Annotated in this window: 13 protein-coding genes and 1 pseudogene; 9 read left to right on the top strand and 5 right to left on the bottom strand. The window is 71.9% G+C overall.

What is annotated here, in order from left to right; genetic code table 11:
• The first annotated feature begins 57 nt into the window (after positions 1-57).
• The gene (locus OG338_RS04380; RefSeq protein ID WP_405936056.1) at positions 58-1452 is read left to right on the top strand and encodes an aldehyde dehydrogenase family protein; all 1395 of its coding nucleotides are present in this window, start codon (positions 58-60) and stop codon (positions 1450-1452) included.
• A 44-nt stretch (positions 1453-1496) separates the two neighbouring features.
• Positions 1497-2576, top strand: a complete 1080-nt coding sequence (locus OG338_RS04375) for a Zn-dependent alcohol dehydrogenase (protein WP_405936055.1) — start codon at positions 1497-1499, stop codon at positions 2574-2576.
• Here OG338_RS04375 and OG338_RS04370 read toward each other — a convergent pair.
• Positions 2573-3223, bottom strand: coding sequence for a TetR/AcrR family transcriptional regulator (locus OG338_RS04370; RefSeq protein ID WP_405936054.1), 651 nt, complete (start codon positions 3221-3223; stop codon positions 2573-2575). The genes OG338_RS04375 and OG338_RS04370 overlap by 4 nt on opposite strands.
• Before the next feature lie 65 nt (positions 3224-3288).
• On the opposite strand from OG338_RS04370, the gene OG338_RS04365 reads away from it, so the two are divergent.
• The 3 genes from OG338_RS04365 to OG338_RS04355 all read left to right on the top strand — a co-directional run bounded on the left by OG338_RS04365 (position 3289) and on the right by OG338_RS04355 (position 5499).
• A complete protein-coding gene (locus tag OG338_RS04365; protein WP_405936053.1) occupies positions 3289-4440 on the top strand; it encodes an acyl-CoA dehydrogenase family protein in 1152 nt (383 codons plus the stop codon).
• 59 nt (positions 4441-4499) lie between these two features.
• Complete coding sequence (locus tag OG338_RS04360) at positions 4500-4790, top strand: YiaA/YiaB family inner membrane protein (protein WP_198957074.1); 291 nt, start codon at positions 4500-4502, stop codon at positions 4788-4790.
• 85 nt (positions 4791-4875) lie between these two features.
• Positions 4876-5499, top strand: a complete 624-nt coding sequence (locus OG338_RS04355) for a TetR/AcrR family transcriptional regulator (protein ID WP_405936052.1) — start codon at positions 4876-4878, stop codon at positions 5497-5499.
• A gap of 71 nt (positions 5500-5570) precedes the next feature.
• Here the strand turns inward: OG338_RS04355 and OG338_RS04350 are convergent, their stop codons facing one another.
• Entirely contained in the window at positions 5571-6032 is a 462-nt protein-coding gene (locus OG338_RS04350; protein WP_405936051.1) for a MaoC family dehydratase, read from the bottom strand.
• Between the two features lie 327 nt (positions 6033-6359).
• On the opposite strand from OG338_RS04350, the gene soxR reads away from it, so the two are divergent.
• Positions 6360-6881: a redox-sensitive transcriptional activator SoxR gene (soxR, locus tag OG338_RS04345; protein ID WP_405936050.1), complete on the top strand. Its 522-nt coding sequence runs from the start codon at positions 6360-6362 to the stop codon at positions 6879-6881.
• 36 nt (positions 6882-6917) lie between these two features.
• On the opposite strand, the gene OG338_RS04340 is transcribed toward soxR, so the two are convergent.
• The gene (locus tag OG338_RS04340; protein ID WP_405936049.1) at positions 6918-7529 is read right to left on the bottom strand and encodes a hypothetical protein; all 612 of its coding nucleotides are present in this window, start codon (positions 7527-7529) and stop codon (positions 6918-6920) included.
• 314 nt (positions 7530-7843) lie between these two features.
• Positions 7844-9313 carry an IS607 family element RNA-guided endonuclease TnpB gene (gene tnpB, locus OG338_RS04335; protein ID WP_405936048.1) on the bottom strand — a complete coding sequence of 490 codons (1470 nt, stop codon included), beginning with the start codon at positions 9311-9313 and terminating at the stop codon, positions 7844-7846.
• Between the two features lie 111 nt (positions 9314-9424).
• Here tnpB and OG338_RS04330 point away from each other — a divergent pair.
• Positions 9425-10018: pseudogene (locus OG338_RS04330) on the top strand (penicillin acylase family protein); the annotation flags it as partial.
• A 42-nt stretch (positions 10019-10060) separates the two neighbouring features.
• Here the strand turns inward: OG338_RS04330 and OG338_RS04325 are convergent.
• Positions 10061-11344 (bottom strand): exo-beta-N-acetylmuramidase NamZ domain-containing protein, encoded by a 1284-nt coding sequence (locus OG338_RS04325; protein ID WP_405936047.1) that lies wholly within the window; start codon positions 11342-11344, stop codon positions 10061-10063.
• A 184-nt stretch (positions 11345-11528) separates the two neighbouring features.
• On the opposite strand from OG338_RS04325, the gene OG338_RS04320 reads away from it, so the two are divergent.
• On the top strand, positions 11529-12293 hold the full coding sequence (locus tag OG338_RS04320) for an SDR family oxidoreductase (protein ID WP_405936046.1): 765 nt from the start codon (positions 11529-11531) through the stop codon (positions 12291-12293).
• A complete protein-coding gene (locus OG338_RS04315) occupies positions 12290-13948 on the top strand; it encodes a class I adenylate-forming enzyme family protein (RefSeq protein WP_405936045.1) in 1659 nt (552 codons plus the stop codon). Before OG338_RS04320 ends, OG338_RS04315 begins: the two co-directional genes overlap by 4 nt.
• Positions 13949-13981 lie beyond the last annotated feature (33 nt).

Below are 13981 nucleotides of genomic sequence, written 5' to 3'. Positions count from 1 at the left end.
GCGCTAGTTTGGGCTCCGGACGATCCCGTCCGTCACCGTGCCCGGGAGGAACCAGCGATGAAGGCCCACGACGGTATGTACATCGGCGGCGCCTGGCGGCCCGCCGCGGGAACGGACACGATCGCGGTCGTGAACCCGGCGGACGAGCAGGTCATCGGCCATGTCCCGGCCGGCACCGCCGAGGACGTCGACGCCGCGGTACGCGCCGCCCGCGCCGCCTTCCCCGGCTGGGCCGCCACCCCGCCCGCCGAGCGCGCCGCCCGCATCGCCGCGCTCCGCGACGTGCTGGGCGTCCGCGCTGAGGAGATCGCCGGGACGGTCACCGCCGAGCTGGGCGCCCCGCCCGCGCTCGCCGTCTCCGTGCACGCGGGCCTCCCGGTCCTGGTCGCCGGCACCTACGCCGAGCTGGCCGCCACGTACTCCTTCGAGGAGCGGCACGGCAACTCCACGGTGTATCTGGAGCCCGTCGGCGTCGTCGGCGCGATCACCCCCTGGAACTACCCGCTGCACCAGATCGTCGCCAAGGTCGCCCCCGCGCTGGCCGCCGGCTGCACGGTCGTCCTCAAGCCCGCCGAGGACACCCCGCTCACCGCCCAGCTCTTCGCCGAGGCGGTCGCCGACGCCGGGCTGCCCGCGGGCGTGTTCAACCTGGTCACCGGCCTGGGCCCGGTTGCCGGACAGGCCCTCGCCGCGCACGAGGACGTCGACCTGGTCTCCTTCACCGGGTCCACCGCGGTCGGCCGCCGGATCGGTGCCACGGCCGGCGCCGCCGTCAAGCGCGTCGCACTGGAACTGGGCGGCAAGTCCGCCAACGTGATCCTGCCCGGCGCCGACCTCGCCAAGGCGGTCAACGTGGGCGTCGCCAACGTGATGTCCAACTCCGGGCAGACGTGCAGCGCCTGGACCCGGATGCTGGTCGACGCCGAGCGGTACGAGGAGGCCGTGGCGCTCGCGGCGGCCGCCGTCGCCAAGTACGTGCCCGGGGACCGGGTCGGCCCGCTCGTCAACGCCAAGCAGCAGGCCCGGGTGCGCGGTTACATCGAGAAGGGCGTCGAGGAGGGCGCCCGCCTCGTCGCCGGCGGCCCGGAAGCCCCGCTGCCCACCGGCTACTACGTCAGCCCCACGGTCTTCGCCGACGTCACCCCGGAGATGACCATCGCGCAGGAGGAGATCTTCGGCCCGGTCGTCTCGATCCTGAAGTACGAGGACGAGGACGACGCGCTCCGTATCGCCAACGGCACGGTCTACGGGCTCGCGGGCGCGGTCTGGGCCGCCGACGACGAGACGGCCGTGGCCTTCGCCCGCCGGATGGACACCGGCCAGGTCGACATCAACGGCGGCCGCTTCAACCCGCTGGCGCCCTTCGGCGGCTACAAGCAGTCCGGCGTCGGCCGCGAACTCGGCGCGCACGGCCTCGCCGAATACCTTCAGACCAAGTCCCTCCAGTTCTGAACCCGTCCACCACCACCCATCAGCGATCAGCAAGGAGCCAGTCCGTGGTCCGCGCCGCCGTACTGCCCGCCGTCGGAGCTCCGCTGGAGATCACCGACATCGTCCTGCCGGAGCCCGGCCCCGGCCGGGTGCGCGTCCGCCTCGCCGCCGCCGGGGTCTGTCACTCCGACCTCTCGCTGTCCAACGGCACCATGCGGGTGCCCGTCCCCGCCGTCCTCGGCCACGAGGGCGCCGGCACCGTCGTCGCGGTCGGCGAGGGCGTCACCCATGTCGCCCCGGGCGACGGCGTCGTCCTCAACTGGGCGCCCTCCTGCGGCAGCTGCCACCACTGCGGCATCGGCGAGGTGTGGCTCTGCGCGGCCGCCCTGGCCGGCGCGGCCGGCCTGCACGCCCGCACCGCCGACGGCACCGACCTGCGCCCCGGGCTCAACGTCGCCGCCTTCGCCGAGGAGACCGTCGTCGCCGGGAACTGCGTGCTGCCCGCCCCGGACGGCATCCCGCTCACCGACGCGGCGCTCCTGGGCTGCGCCGTGCTCACCGGCTATGGCGCGGTCCACCACAGCGCGCGGGTCCGCGCGGGGGAGTCCGTCGTGGTGTTCGGCATCGGCGGCGTCGGGCTCGCCGTGCTCCAGTCCGCCCGGATCGCGGGCGCCTCGCAGGTCATCGCGGTCGACGTCTCCCCGGAGAAGGAGGAGCTGGCCCGCCGGGCGGGCGCCACGGACTTCGTCATCGCCTCGGAGACCACGCCCCGGGACATCCGGAAGCTCACCGGGGGCCAGGGCGCGGACGTGGCCGTGGAGTGCGTGGGCCGGGCGGTCACCATCCGGAGCGCCTGGGAGTCCACCCGCCGGGGCGGCCGCACCACGGTCGTCGGCATCGGCGGCAAGGACCAGCAGGTCACCTTCAACGCCCTGGAGCTCTTCCACTGGGGCCGCACCCTGACCGGCTGCGTATACGGCAACAGCGACCCGGCCCGCGATCTCCCGCTGCTGGCGGACCACATCCGGGCGGGCCGCTTCGACCTCTCCATGATGGTCACCGAACGCATCGGCCTGGACGGCATCCCGGCCGCCTTCGACAACATGATCGCGGGCAAGGGCGGCCGCGCCCTGGTGGTCTTCTAGGGCCTGTCCGGACAGAGGCGCGCGTACTGCGCGTCGAGTCCGTCCACCAGCGCCCGCAGCCCCGTTTCGAAGGCCCCCTCGTCCACCTGCTGCCGCCGCTCGGCCAGCAGGTGCGCCTGGCCCAGATGCGGGTAGTCGGCGGGGTCGTACGCCGTCTCGTCGTCCACGAACCCGCGGGCGAAGGAGCCGAGCGCCGAGCCGGTGATGAAGTAACGCATCAGCGCCCCGATGTACGTGGCCTGGGCCGGCGGCCACCCCGCGCGGACCATGGACCCGAACACGGCGTCCGCGACCCGCAGACCGGCCGGGCGGCGCCCGGGCCCCTGCGCGAGCACCGGGACGATGTGCGGATGCGCGGCGAGCGCGGCCCGGTAGGAGACCGCCCAGTCGTGCAGGGCGGCCCGCCAGTCCCGGGGGTCGGACTCCTCGAACATCGACAGATCGACCTGCGCCGAGACGGCGTCGGCGACCGCGTCCAGGATCTCGTCCTTGTTGCGGAAGTGGTTGTACAGCGAGGGCCCGCTGACCCCCAGCTCGGCCGCCAGACGGCGGGTCGACACCGCGTCGAGCCCTTCGGCGTCCACGAGGGCGCTCGCCTTCTCGACGATGCGTTCTCTGCTCAGGAGGGGCTTGCGCGGGCGGGCCATGCGGCACATAGTAGGCCCTGCGAGACGAAAACTAGCAGTGCTAATTAAGGCGGAGGGCGCGGCCGATGAACCTGGAGCTGAGCGAGGAGCAGGAAGCCGTCCGGCAGCTCGCGAGGGACTTCGTCGCCCGCGAGGTCACTCCGTACGCGGCCGAGTGGGACCGGTCCGAGAACGTCGACAAGTCGATCGTGAAGAAGCTCGGCGCCCTCGGCTTCCTCGGCCTGACCGTCCCCGAGGAGTACGGCGGCTCGGGCGGCGACCACCTCGCGTACTGCCTGGTGACCGAGGAGCTGGGCCGGGGCGACTCCTCGGTGCGCGGGATCGTCTCGGTCTCCCTCGGCCTGGTCGCCAAGACCGTCGCGGCCTGGGGCGACGAGGAGCAGAAACGCCGGTGGCTGCCCCGGCTCACCTCGGGCGACGCGATCGGCTGCTTCGGGCTCACCGAGCCCGGCACCGGCTCGGACGCGGGCAGTCTGGCGACCCGGGCTGTGCGGGACGGCGGCGACTACGTGATCAACGGCAGCAAGATGTTCATCACCAACGGCACCTGGGCCGACGTGGTGCTGCTCTTCGCCCGCACCAACGACACCCCGGGTCACAAGGGCGTCTCAGCCTTCCTGGTCCCCGCCGATGCCCCCGGCCTCACCCGCCGCACCATCCACGGCAAGCTCGGCCTGCGCGGCCAGGCCACCGCCGAACTGGTCCTGGAAGACGTCCGGGTGCCCGCGAGCGCCCTGCTGGGCCCCGAGGGCAAGGGCTTCTCGATCGCCATGTCCGCCCTGGCCAAGGGCCGGATGTCGGTGGCCGCCGGCTGCGTCGGCATCGCCCGGGCGGCCCTGGACGCGGCCGTCGGCTACGCCGGGGAACGCGAGCAGTTCGGCAAACCCATCGCGGGCTACCAGCTCGTCCAGGAACTCATCAGCGACATCTCCGTGGACGTCGAGGCGGCGCGCCTGCTCACCTGGCGGGTCGCCGACCTCGTCGACCGGGGCCAGGACTTCGCCACCGCCGCGTCCCGGGCCAAGCTGTTCGCCTCCGAGGCCGCCGTCCGGGCCGCCAACAACGCGCTCCAGGTCTACGGCGGCTACGGCTACATCGACGAGTACCCGGTCGGTAAACTGCTCCGGGACGCCCGCGTGATGACGCTCTACGAGGGCACCAGTCAGATCCAGAAGCTGATCATCGGCCGCGCTCTGACCGGGGTCTCGGCGTTCTGAGTATCTTCTGAGTATCCGAACGGATGTGGCGTGCGTCATACCGCCGGATGCTGGGTGCCATGAGTGAGACGACACCGGTCAAACAGCAGACCACCGGCGCCTACTTCGGGCAGGCCGTCGCGTCCTTCGGGATCGCGATGGCCGCGGTGACCCTCGGAATCTACTTCCTCGACGCCGATGCCTGGGTGCGCGCTTTCCTCGCCATCGGCGTCCTCTACCTGGTCACGTCCTGCTTCACGCTGGCCAAGGTGATCCGGGACCGCCAGGAGGCGGGGCAGCTGGTCAGCCGGGTCGACCAGGCCCGGCTGGAGAAGATCCTCGCCGAGCACGACCCCTTCCAGAAGCTCTGATTCGCAGGCGCGAAAAGTTTTCCTAAGCGCTTGCTCAGGATCGGGGTATGGTGTGCGTCCTGCTGACTGAGAGGGGCGAGCGACGATGAGCACGGCGCAGGAGACCGACGCCGAGGACCCGCCGTGGGCCGAGGTGACGCCCGAGGCCGCCCGGCGGCTCCTCGTCGCGGCCGTCGACGCCTTCGCCGAGCGCGGGTACCACGCGACCACCACCCGGGACATCGCGGGCCGCGCCGGAATGAGCCCCGCCGCGCTCTACATCCACTACAAGACGAAGGAAGAGCTGCTCCACCGGATCAGCCGGATCGGCCACGACCGGGCCCTGGCCGTGCTGGAGGCCGCCGCCGACGGCGACGGCACCGCCGCCGAACGGCTCGCCACCGCCGTACGCGCCTTCGTCCTCTGGCACGCCGAACGGCACACCACCGCCCGTGTCGTCCAGTACGAGCTGGACGCGCTCGGCGAGGAGCACCGCACCGAGATCATCGCGCTGCGCCGCAGGACCGACGCGGTGGTGCGCCGGATCATCGGCGAGGGTGTCGCCTCCGGCGAGTTCGACGTACCGGACGTGCCGGGCACCACGCTCGCGGTGCTGTCGCTCTGCATCGACGTGGCGCGCTGGTTCAACGCACAGGGCAGCCGGACCCCCGACGAGGTCGCCGAGCTGTACGCGGGGCTGGTGCTGCGGATGGTCGCCGCCGGTCGCTGAGCACGGCCGGACGCCCCCGGTCCCCTCGTGGGGCCGGGGGCGTCCGCGTACGTACGCGGACGGGCGCGGGCTCAGAAGTAGTAGCGCGACACCGACTCGGCGACGCAGGCCGGCTTGTCGCCGTCCTCGCGCTCGACCGTCACGACGGCGGTGATCTGCACGCCGCCGCCCGCCTCCTCGACGCTCTTCAGGACGGCCGTCGCGCGCACCCGGGAGCCGACGGGCACGGGGGAGGGGAAGCGGACCTTGTTGGTGCCGTAGTTGATGCCCATCCTCGCGCCCTCGACCGCCATGACCTGCGGGACGAGCGCCGGCAGCAGCGACAGCGTCAGATAGCCGTGCGCGATGGTCTTCCCGAACGGGCCGGCCGCCGCCTTCTCCGGGTCCACGTGAATCCACTGGTGGTCGCCGGTGGCGTCGGCGAACAGGTCGATCCGCTTCTGGTCGACCTCCAGCCAGTCGCTGTACCCCAGCTGCTCGCCCACGCCGTCCCGCAGCTCCTGCGCGGACTCGAAGACCCTCGGCTCAGCCATGTCCCTGCTCCTGCCCTTCACGCTCTCCTGATCGTCCACGCTTTTTCAGACCGACCGGCGAGTGGAGGGCGGCGTCGCGGGGCTGGGCACGCGCATCTGCGGCGTTGTCGTCAATCACCAACGCTCCTTCCCCAAGCTCTCAACTTCGTTCGAGCAGGGGAGACCCCATTTGCCTCAATCCTCCGCCTTGCAGCTGCACGCACCCAGCCCCGCTCCTTTACCCGCCCTCCACTCGCCGGTCGGTCTAAGCGCTTGCTCAGCATCATGCGCGGGTGCGTTCCTGTCAACGACGGACCGGCCGGGCACCGGCCACGTAGGGTTCGACGAGTGCCCCAGATCCCGCAGACACTTCATGAACTCACCGTCGGCCAGCTCTCCGCGCGCAGCGGCGCCGCCGTGTCGGCCCTGCACTTCTACGAGACCAAGGGCCTGATCAGCAGCCGCCGTACCAGCGGCAACCAGCGCCGCTACAGCAGGGACGCCCTGCGCCGGGTCGCCTTCGTCCGCGCGGCCCAGCGGGTGGGCATCCCGCTGGCCACCATCCGCGAGGCGCTGGCCGAACTCCCCGAGGAGCGCACCCCGAACCGCGACGACTGGGCGCGGCTCTCGCGCGCCTGGCGCTCCGAGCTGGACGACCGGATCACGCAGCTGGGGCGGCTCCGCGACCACCTCACCGACTGCATCGGCTGCGGCTGCCTCTCGCTGGAGACCTGTGTGCTGTCCAACCCGGACGACATCAACGGCGAGAAGATCAGCGGCTCGCGCCTGATGCCGGAGCGCAAGGCGGAGCGTGCGGCGGAGTGCGAGCCGGCCGGCCGTGCGGCGGAGCGCGTCGACGGCTGCCGCTGAGCTGCCTTCCACGGGCGGTCCGCGCCCGGCGGCCCCTCAGGCCACCGTCGCCAGCGTGCCCGCCCGCTCCCGGCGGGCCCGTGCCAGGGCCGCCGGGGTGAGCACGGGCTGCGGCACCACGATCCCGCACCCCGTGCAGACCGGGCCCGACCACGGCTCGGTGTCCAGATCGTGCCGCCAGGTGATCCCGGTCTTGCCGCACACCGGGCAGCCGGCGCCGGGCTCCGCCTCCAGGGCCGAGATCAGCCGGGCCAGCACCTCGGCGAGCGGGGCGGAAGGGTGGACCGCCGGGTCCTCGCAGCGCGCGACGCCGTTGCCGCCCCAGGTGCGCCGGTGCCAGTCGTCGAAGGCGCCGGGCCGCCGCAGCCCCCGGTGCTTCTCCCGCCGGCGGCGCTCCGCGAACCCCGCCTCGTAACCGAGCCAGACCGTGCGGGCCCGCTCCAGCTCGTCCAGCGCCCGCACCAGCCGCGCCGGGTCCGGGGCCCGGTCCTCGGGGGCTATGCCGTGCCGTGCGCACAGATGGTCCCAGGTCGCCCGGTGCCCGTAGGGGGCGAAGCGCTCCAGGCACTTGCGCAGCGAATACCGCCGCAGCGCCAGATCGCTTCTCGGGTCACGGACCTGTCTCGCCAGACTCCGGAAACCGGCCATTGAGCCGCCACCTCCGTCGCTCGTACTCCGTCGCCCGTACTTCGGCGTCAGGGGATGGACGTACGACTGCCCGGATCGGCTCCATCCAAAGGCCGAAGCGTCCGAAGGATGAGACGTCGCACAGAATCCGGCGGCATGTGGTGATTCGGAAAAGGTGACCGATGTTCACCTTACCGGGCCGGTCGTACCGCCGGTAACCTGCCGCGCGTCGGCCATCTCTGCTCCTTTCTTCGGAGGAGTACGCATGCCGTTGCTGTGATCATCGGTAGATCTCAGCAATTCCGGCGTTTCTGCTGGAATGGTCCGTGACGGTGTCACCAGAGCGCGAGCTGCGTCCTGGTGTCCTGTCGACGGTCTCCCGCTTCCGTCCCGGCCCTGGGGCTGGGGATTGTGCCACCTGCCCGCCCCTTCCCGGCCGGAAGGCCGGGAAGGATGGCGCGGGTCTTGCGGTCGGCTCCACGGGGCTTCGGCCCCACCACGGCGGTGGGGTTCAGGTCTCCGGCCACTCCGGTACCTGTACTGCGTGTGTTGCGGGTTGCGAGGGCGAGCAGGTTGTGTCCCGCGTTCGCGTCCCGGTCCAGGACGAGCCCGCAGGCATCACACTCGAAGACCCGCACGCTCAGGGGCAGCTTGGCTTTCACCGCACCGCAGCGTGAGCAGGTCTTCGAGGAGGGAAACCATCGGTCGGCCACGACCAGACGTGTGCCGTGCCGGCGGGTCTTGTACGTGAGCTGGCGGCGGATCTCGCCGAACGAGGCGTCCGCGATCCGGCGTGACAACCGCCGGTTACGGCCCATCCCCGCCACATTCAGGTCCTCGATCACAAGGGTGCCGTACTCGGCGGTGAGCCGCGTCGTGAGCTTGTGGAGGGTGTCCTCGCGCAGGTTCGTCACCCGGTGATGGATCTTGTTGCGGGCCCGGTTCGCCTTCTCCCACCGATGCGAGGGCTTCTGTCCGGTGCGGCGGTCGGGGCCCCGGCGGCGTGAGGTGACACGGCTGGCGCGGCGCAGCTGTTTCTGGGCGTGATCGAGGTGGCGGGGGTTGGGTACTTCGGTCACGGCCCCGTCGCTGTCCGCGAGAACGGCAAGGGTTTTGATGCCCAGGTCGATGCCGACCGCGGCATCAGGGCAGGCGACCTTCACGAGTTCGTTTCGCTCTTCGACCTGGAAGGAGACGAACCAGCGCCCCCGGTCCAGACGTACGGTCGCGGACAGGAACCGCAGGGTTCCAGCGTCGATGCGGGCACGCAGATCGGGGCGGGGTTCGTGGAGGCGGATCGTGCCGACCCTGGGGAGCGTGACGTGCCTGCCGTCCGCCTCGATGCGGATCGCCCCGGTCGTGAACCGGCACGCCAGGCGTGCCTTCCGCTTCGACTTGAAACGCGGAACACCCACCCGCGCACCCTTACGCTTCCCGCGCTTCGACTTCGCGTAGGCGTCGAACGCGGCCGACGCGTTCGCCAGGCCGGTGTTGTACGCCTCCTTGGAGTTCTCCTCCCACCACCCCGCAAAACGCGGATCAGTGCGCTTGGCCTCGTTGAACGCCTTCCGTAACGACGGCAGCGACCACGACCGCCACGGCGTCGGATCATCCTCCGCAATGCCGTAGGAGGCTTCGACCTGGCGCTGCCGCCACGCAGCGGTGACGCGAGCGATCGCCCAGTTGTACGCGGCCCGTGCGGCACCTGCATGCGAGTGCAGCCGGGTAACGGTCGCGGCATTGGGGTCCAGGGCCAGCCTGTGCGCAGACGCCGTGAAGCCCGGCTGCGGCGCGAACTTCTTCACGCACTCACCCCGCTGGGGCGCCGACGCCAACTCCATAGCTTCACCACATCAGCATATTCATAGGAAATGCCGCACAAGTGCTGATAGAAATAGGAACAGTTGTGTGACTGCATCTCCTGGAACAACAAGCAGGCCGAGGGATACGTCGCCGAGGGCGGTGTCACCCGCGCCTCGCTCACCCGGGCCATGGCGGACGCGGCCCTCACCGACCTGCGCGGCGAGCAGCTGCTGCCCGAGCTGCTGAAGGTCATCCGCTCCCAGCCGGTCACCGACCCGGACCTGAACGCGGCGGTCCAGCAGCTGGACTCCTGGCGCGCGGCGGGCGCCCAGCGCAAGGAGACCAGCCCCGGCTCGCACACGTACGGGCACGCCGGCGCGGTCCGGATCATGGACGCCTGGTGGGGCTTCGCCGACAAGGACCTGCGCCAGGTGCTCGGCCAGGAGGTCAAGGGCCCGCTGGCCAGGCCGTACTGCGGGGGCGGCGACCTGAGCGCCTGCCGTACGGCGCTGCTCGCCTCGCTCAAGGAGGCGGCGGCGGTGCCGTCGGCCGAGGTCTACCCGGCCGACGACAGCTGCGAGGCCGGCGAGCAGTGGTGCACGGACTCGATCATCCACCGTGCGCTGGGCGGCATCTCCCAGAAGGCCGTTCACTGGCAGAACCGCCCGACGTACCAGCAGGTGGTGGAGTTCCCGGGCCACCGCTGAGATCCCGGCCGGGCGGGTCCTCGCGGGCCCGCCCGGTCCACCTCACCGGTACTGCAAGTACCGCTTCCGGACGGCCCGGAACTTCGCGAGGTCCGACGCCCAGGCACCGGTCACCTCGTCCAGATCCGCCCCCGCGTCGATCATCGTGCGGACCCGCGTGTTGCCGGTCAGCTTGTCGATCCAGTTGTCCGAGCGCCACTCGAACCCGCTCCACGTCCGCTTCGCGGTGATCAGCAGCGCGATCCCCGTACGCACCGGGTCGAAGACCTCGCGGTCCAGGACGTGCAGCTGCACCCCGCCCACCGTGACGCCCTCGAACTTCGAGAACGTCGGTGCGAAGTACGCCTCGCGGAACGCTACTCCGGGCAGCTCCAGCGCGTTGGCCGCGTCCGCCCACTTGTGGTCGATGCCCTCCGCGCCCAGCAGCTCGAAGGGGCGGGTCGTGCCGCGCCCCTCGGACAGGTTCGTCCCCTCGAAGAGGCAGGTGCCGGAGTAGACGAGGGCCGTGTCGGGCGTCGGCATGTTGGGGCTCGGCGGCACCCACGGCAGCCCCGACGCGTCGAAGAAGTCGGCGCGCGACCACCCCGTCATTTTCACGGTCTCCAGCTCGGCCGGGCGGTCCTTCAGGAACTCCCCGTTGAACAGCAGCGCCAGCTCGGTCACCGTCATCCCGTGCGCCTGCGAGATCTCCCGCCGCCCCACGAACGTGCCGAACGCCGGGTCGAGCACCGGTCCGAGCGCCGCCCGCCCCGACACCGGGTTCGGCCGGTCCAGCACGACGAACCTCTTGCCCGCGAGCGCGGCCGCCTCCATGCAGTCGTACAGCGTCCAGATGTACGTGTAGAAGCGGGCGCCGGCGTCCTGGATGTCGAAGACGACCGTGTCCACGCCGGACGCCGTGAAGACGTCGGCCAGCGCCTGACCGCTCTTCAGATACGTGTCGTAGACCGGCAGCCCGGTCGCCGGGTCGTCGTAGCGCCCCTCGGAACCGCCCGCCTGCGCGGTGCCCCGGAAGCCGTGCTCGGGGCCGAACACCGCGGTGAGGTTCACCCGGCCGTCCGGGTGCATCACGTCCACGATGTGCCGGACGTCGGACGTGATCCCGGTCGGGTTGGTGACGACGCCGACGCGCTGCCCCTTCAGCAGGGCGTAGCCGTCGGCCGCCAGCCGGTCGAAGCCGGTACGGACCCGCTGCCCGCCCCCGTGGCCGTTTCCGTGCCCGTGGCCCTTGCCGTGCGACGTACCGGCCGCCGCGGGGCCGGCCGTGGCCGCGAGGGCTCCCATCGCACTGCCGGCGGTCAGCAAACCACGCCTGGACAGGCTCATTCGGCTACCTCCAAGATCGCGACGAGTGTCATGGTCACGCACGCTAGCGCGCGGAGGGGCCCGGGGGAACGTGTCGGACGGGGCCGCCGCGCCGGGAGTGGCCGACGAGACGCCGCCACCCCTTCCCACACGACATACCGACTGGTTAGTCTGCCCGTGCAGTCGGCTGAGAGGTGCGAGAGCGATGAGTACGGTGCAGGGCGCGGGCGTAGTGGTCACCGGGGCCGGGGGCGGCATCGGCGCCGCCCTCGCCCGCAGATTCGCCGCCGAGGGCGCACGGGTCGTCGTCAACGACCTCGACGCGCCCCGGATCGAGGCGCTCGCCGACGAGATCGGCGCCACCGCCGTCGCCGGGGACGCCTCCCGGATCGTGGAGGCCGCCCGGGACGCCCTGGACGGCACCATCGACGTGTACTGCGCCAACGCGGGCCTCGCCTCGCCCGGCGACCCGATGGCCGACGAGGAGGTCTGGGCCGCGGCCTGGGACGTCAATGTGATGGCCCACGTCCGGGCGGCCCGCGCACTGCTCCCGGACTGGCTGGAGCGCGGCGGCGGCCGGTTCGTCTCCACCGCGTCCGCCGCCGGCCTGCTGACCATGATCGGCGCCGCCCCGTACAGCGTCACCAAGCACGGCGCGGTCGCCTTCGCGGAGTGGCTGTCGCTGACCTACCGGCACCGGGGCGTGAAGGTCCACGCGATCTGCCCGCAGGGCGTGCGTACGGATATGCTCGCCGCCGCCGGGCCGGCCGGCGAACTCGTCCTCGCCCCCGGCGCCATCGAGCCCGAGGCCGTCGCGGACGCCCTGTTCGACGCCATGGCGGACGACCGCTTCCTGGTCCTGCCGCACCCCGAGGTCGGCCGCTACTACGAAGCGAGGGCCGTCGACACCGACCGCTGGATCCGCGGCATGAACCGCCTCCAGCGCACCTGGGAGGAGACCGGAGCATGACCGGGTCCATCTACGCGGCGAAGCCCTGGCTTCCGCTGCTCAGCGAGGCCCAGCGGGCCCCCGTCCACCCCGCCGAGACCCTGGTGCACGCCTTCCGCGCGTCCGCCGGCCGCACCCCGGACCACCCGGCGCTCGCCTACTTCGACGGCCGCCTCAGCTACCGGGAGACCGACGAGCTCTCCGACTCCGTGGCCGGCCACCTCGCCGCCCGGGGCCTGGCGCGCGGCGACCGGGTCGCGATCATGCTCCAGAACTCCCCGCAGTTCGTCCTCGCGCTCCTCGGCGCCTGGAAGGCCGGTGCGACCGTCGTCCCGCTCAACCCGATGTACAAGTCCGCCGAGGTCGGCCATGTGCTCAAGGACGCCCAGGTCACCGCCCTGATCTGCGCCGACCGGGCCTGGGAGGCGTATCTCCGGGACACCGCAGCGGCCGCCCCCGGCGTCCGGATCGCGCTCACCGCCTGCGAACTGGACCTCCAGACGCAGAACGACGAACGGGTGCTGAACTTCGAGCGGCTGCCCGCCGCGGAGGACGCCGACGACCTCGTCGCCGTCGCCCGCCAGGGCCTCGCCGCCCCCGCCGGACGGCAGCTCACCGCCGCCGACACCGCGCTGATCAGCTACACCTCCGGGACCAGCGGCACCCCCAAGGGCGCCCTGAACTCCCACGGCAACATCATGGTCAACGCCGAACGCCAGCGCACCGGCCACCCCGTCCCCGAGGGCGCCGCCTACTTCGCGCTCGCCCCGCTCTTCCACATCACCGGCATGGTCTGCCAGCTGGCCGCCTGCCTCACCAACGCGGGCACCCTCGTCCTCGCCCACCGCTTCCACCCCGGGGTCGTCCTCGACGCCTTCGCCGAGCACCGCCCCGCGTACACCGTCGGCCCCTCCACGGCCTTCATGGCACTGGCGGCCACCCCCGGCGTGACGCCGGAGCACTTCTCGTCCTTCCAGGTCATCTCCTCCGGCGGCGCGCCGCTGCCGCCCGCCCTCGTGGAGAAGTTCCGGTCCGGCTTCGGCCCGTACATACGCAACGGCTACGGCCTCACCGAGTGCACCGCCCCCTGCGCCTCCGTGCCCCCGGAGCGCGAGGCGCCCGTCGACCCGGTCTCCGGCACTCTCTCGGTCGGCGTGCCGGGCCCCGACACCGTCGTCCGCATCCTGGACGAGAACGGCGCCGAGGTGCCCTTCGGGGAGCAGGGTGAGATCGCGGTGCGCGGCCCGCAGGTCGTCTCCGGCTACTGGGGACTGCCCGAGGCCACCGCGGCCGCCTTCCCCGACGGCGAGCTGCGCACCGGCGACATCGGGTTCATGGACCGCGAGGGCTGGCTGTACGTGGTCGACCGCAAGAAGGACATGATCAACGCCTCCGGGTTCAAGGTGTGGCCCCGCGAGGTGGAGGACGTCCTCTACACGCACCCGGCCGTCCGCGAGGCCGCCGTCGTCGGCGTGCCCGACGCCTACCGGGGCGAGACCGTCCGGGCCTACGTCAGCCTGCGCCCCGGCGCGTCCGTGGAGCCGGCCGAGCTGGGCGCGTACTGCAAGGAACGGCTCGCCGCCTACAAGTACCCGCGCGAGGTCGAGATCCTGGCCGAGCTGCCCAAGACGGCAAGTGGGAAGATCCTCAGGCGGGAACTGCGTTCAGCCCGCTAGAACGGATACGCGTACGCACGGAAGGAAGGCGGC

Origin of the sequence: Streptomyces sp. NBC_00726, from assembly GCF_045161735.1 — a bacterium.
In the GTDB taxonomy this organism is placed as follows: Bacteria; Actinomycetota; Actinomycetes; order Streptomycetales; family Streptomycetaceae; genus Streptomyces.
Note: the sequence above shows the minus strand (reverse complement) of the source record. Positions and strands in the feature narration are given on the sequence as shown.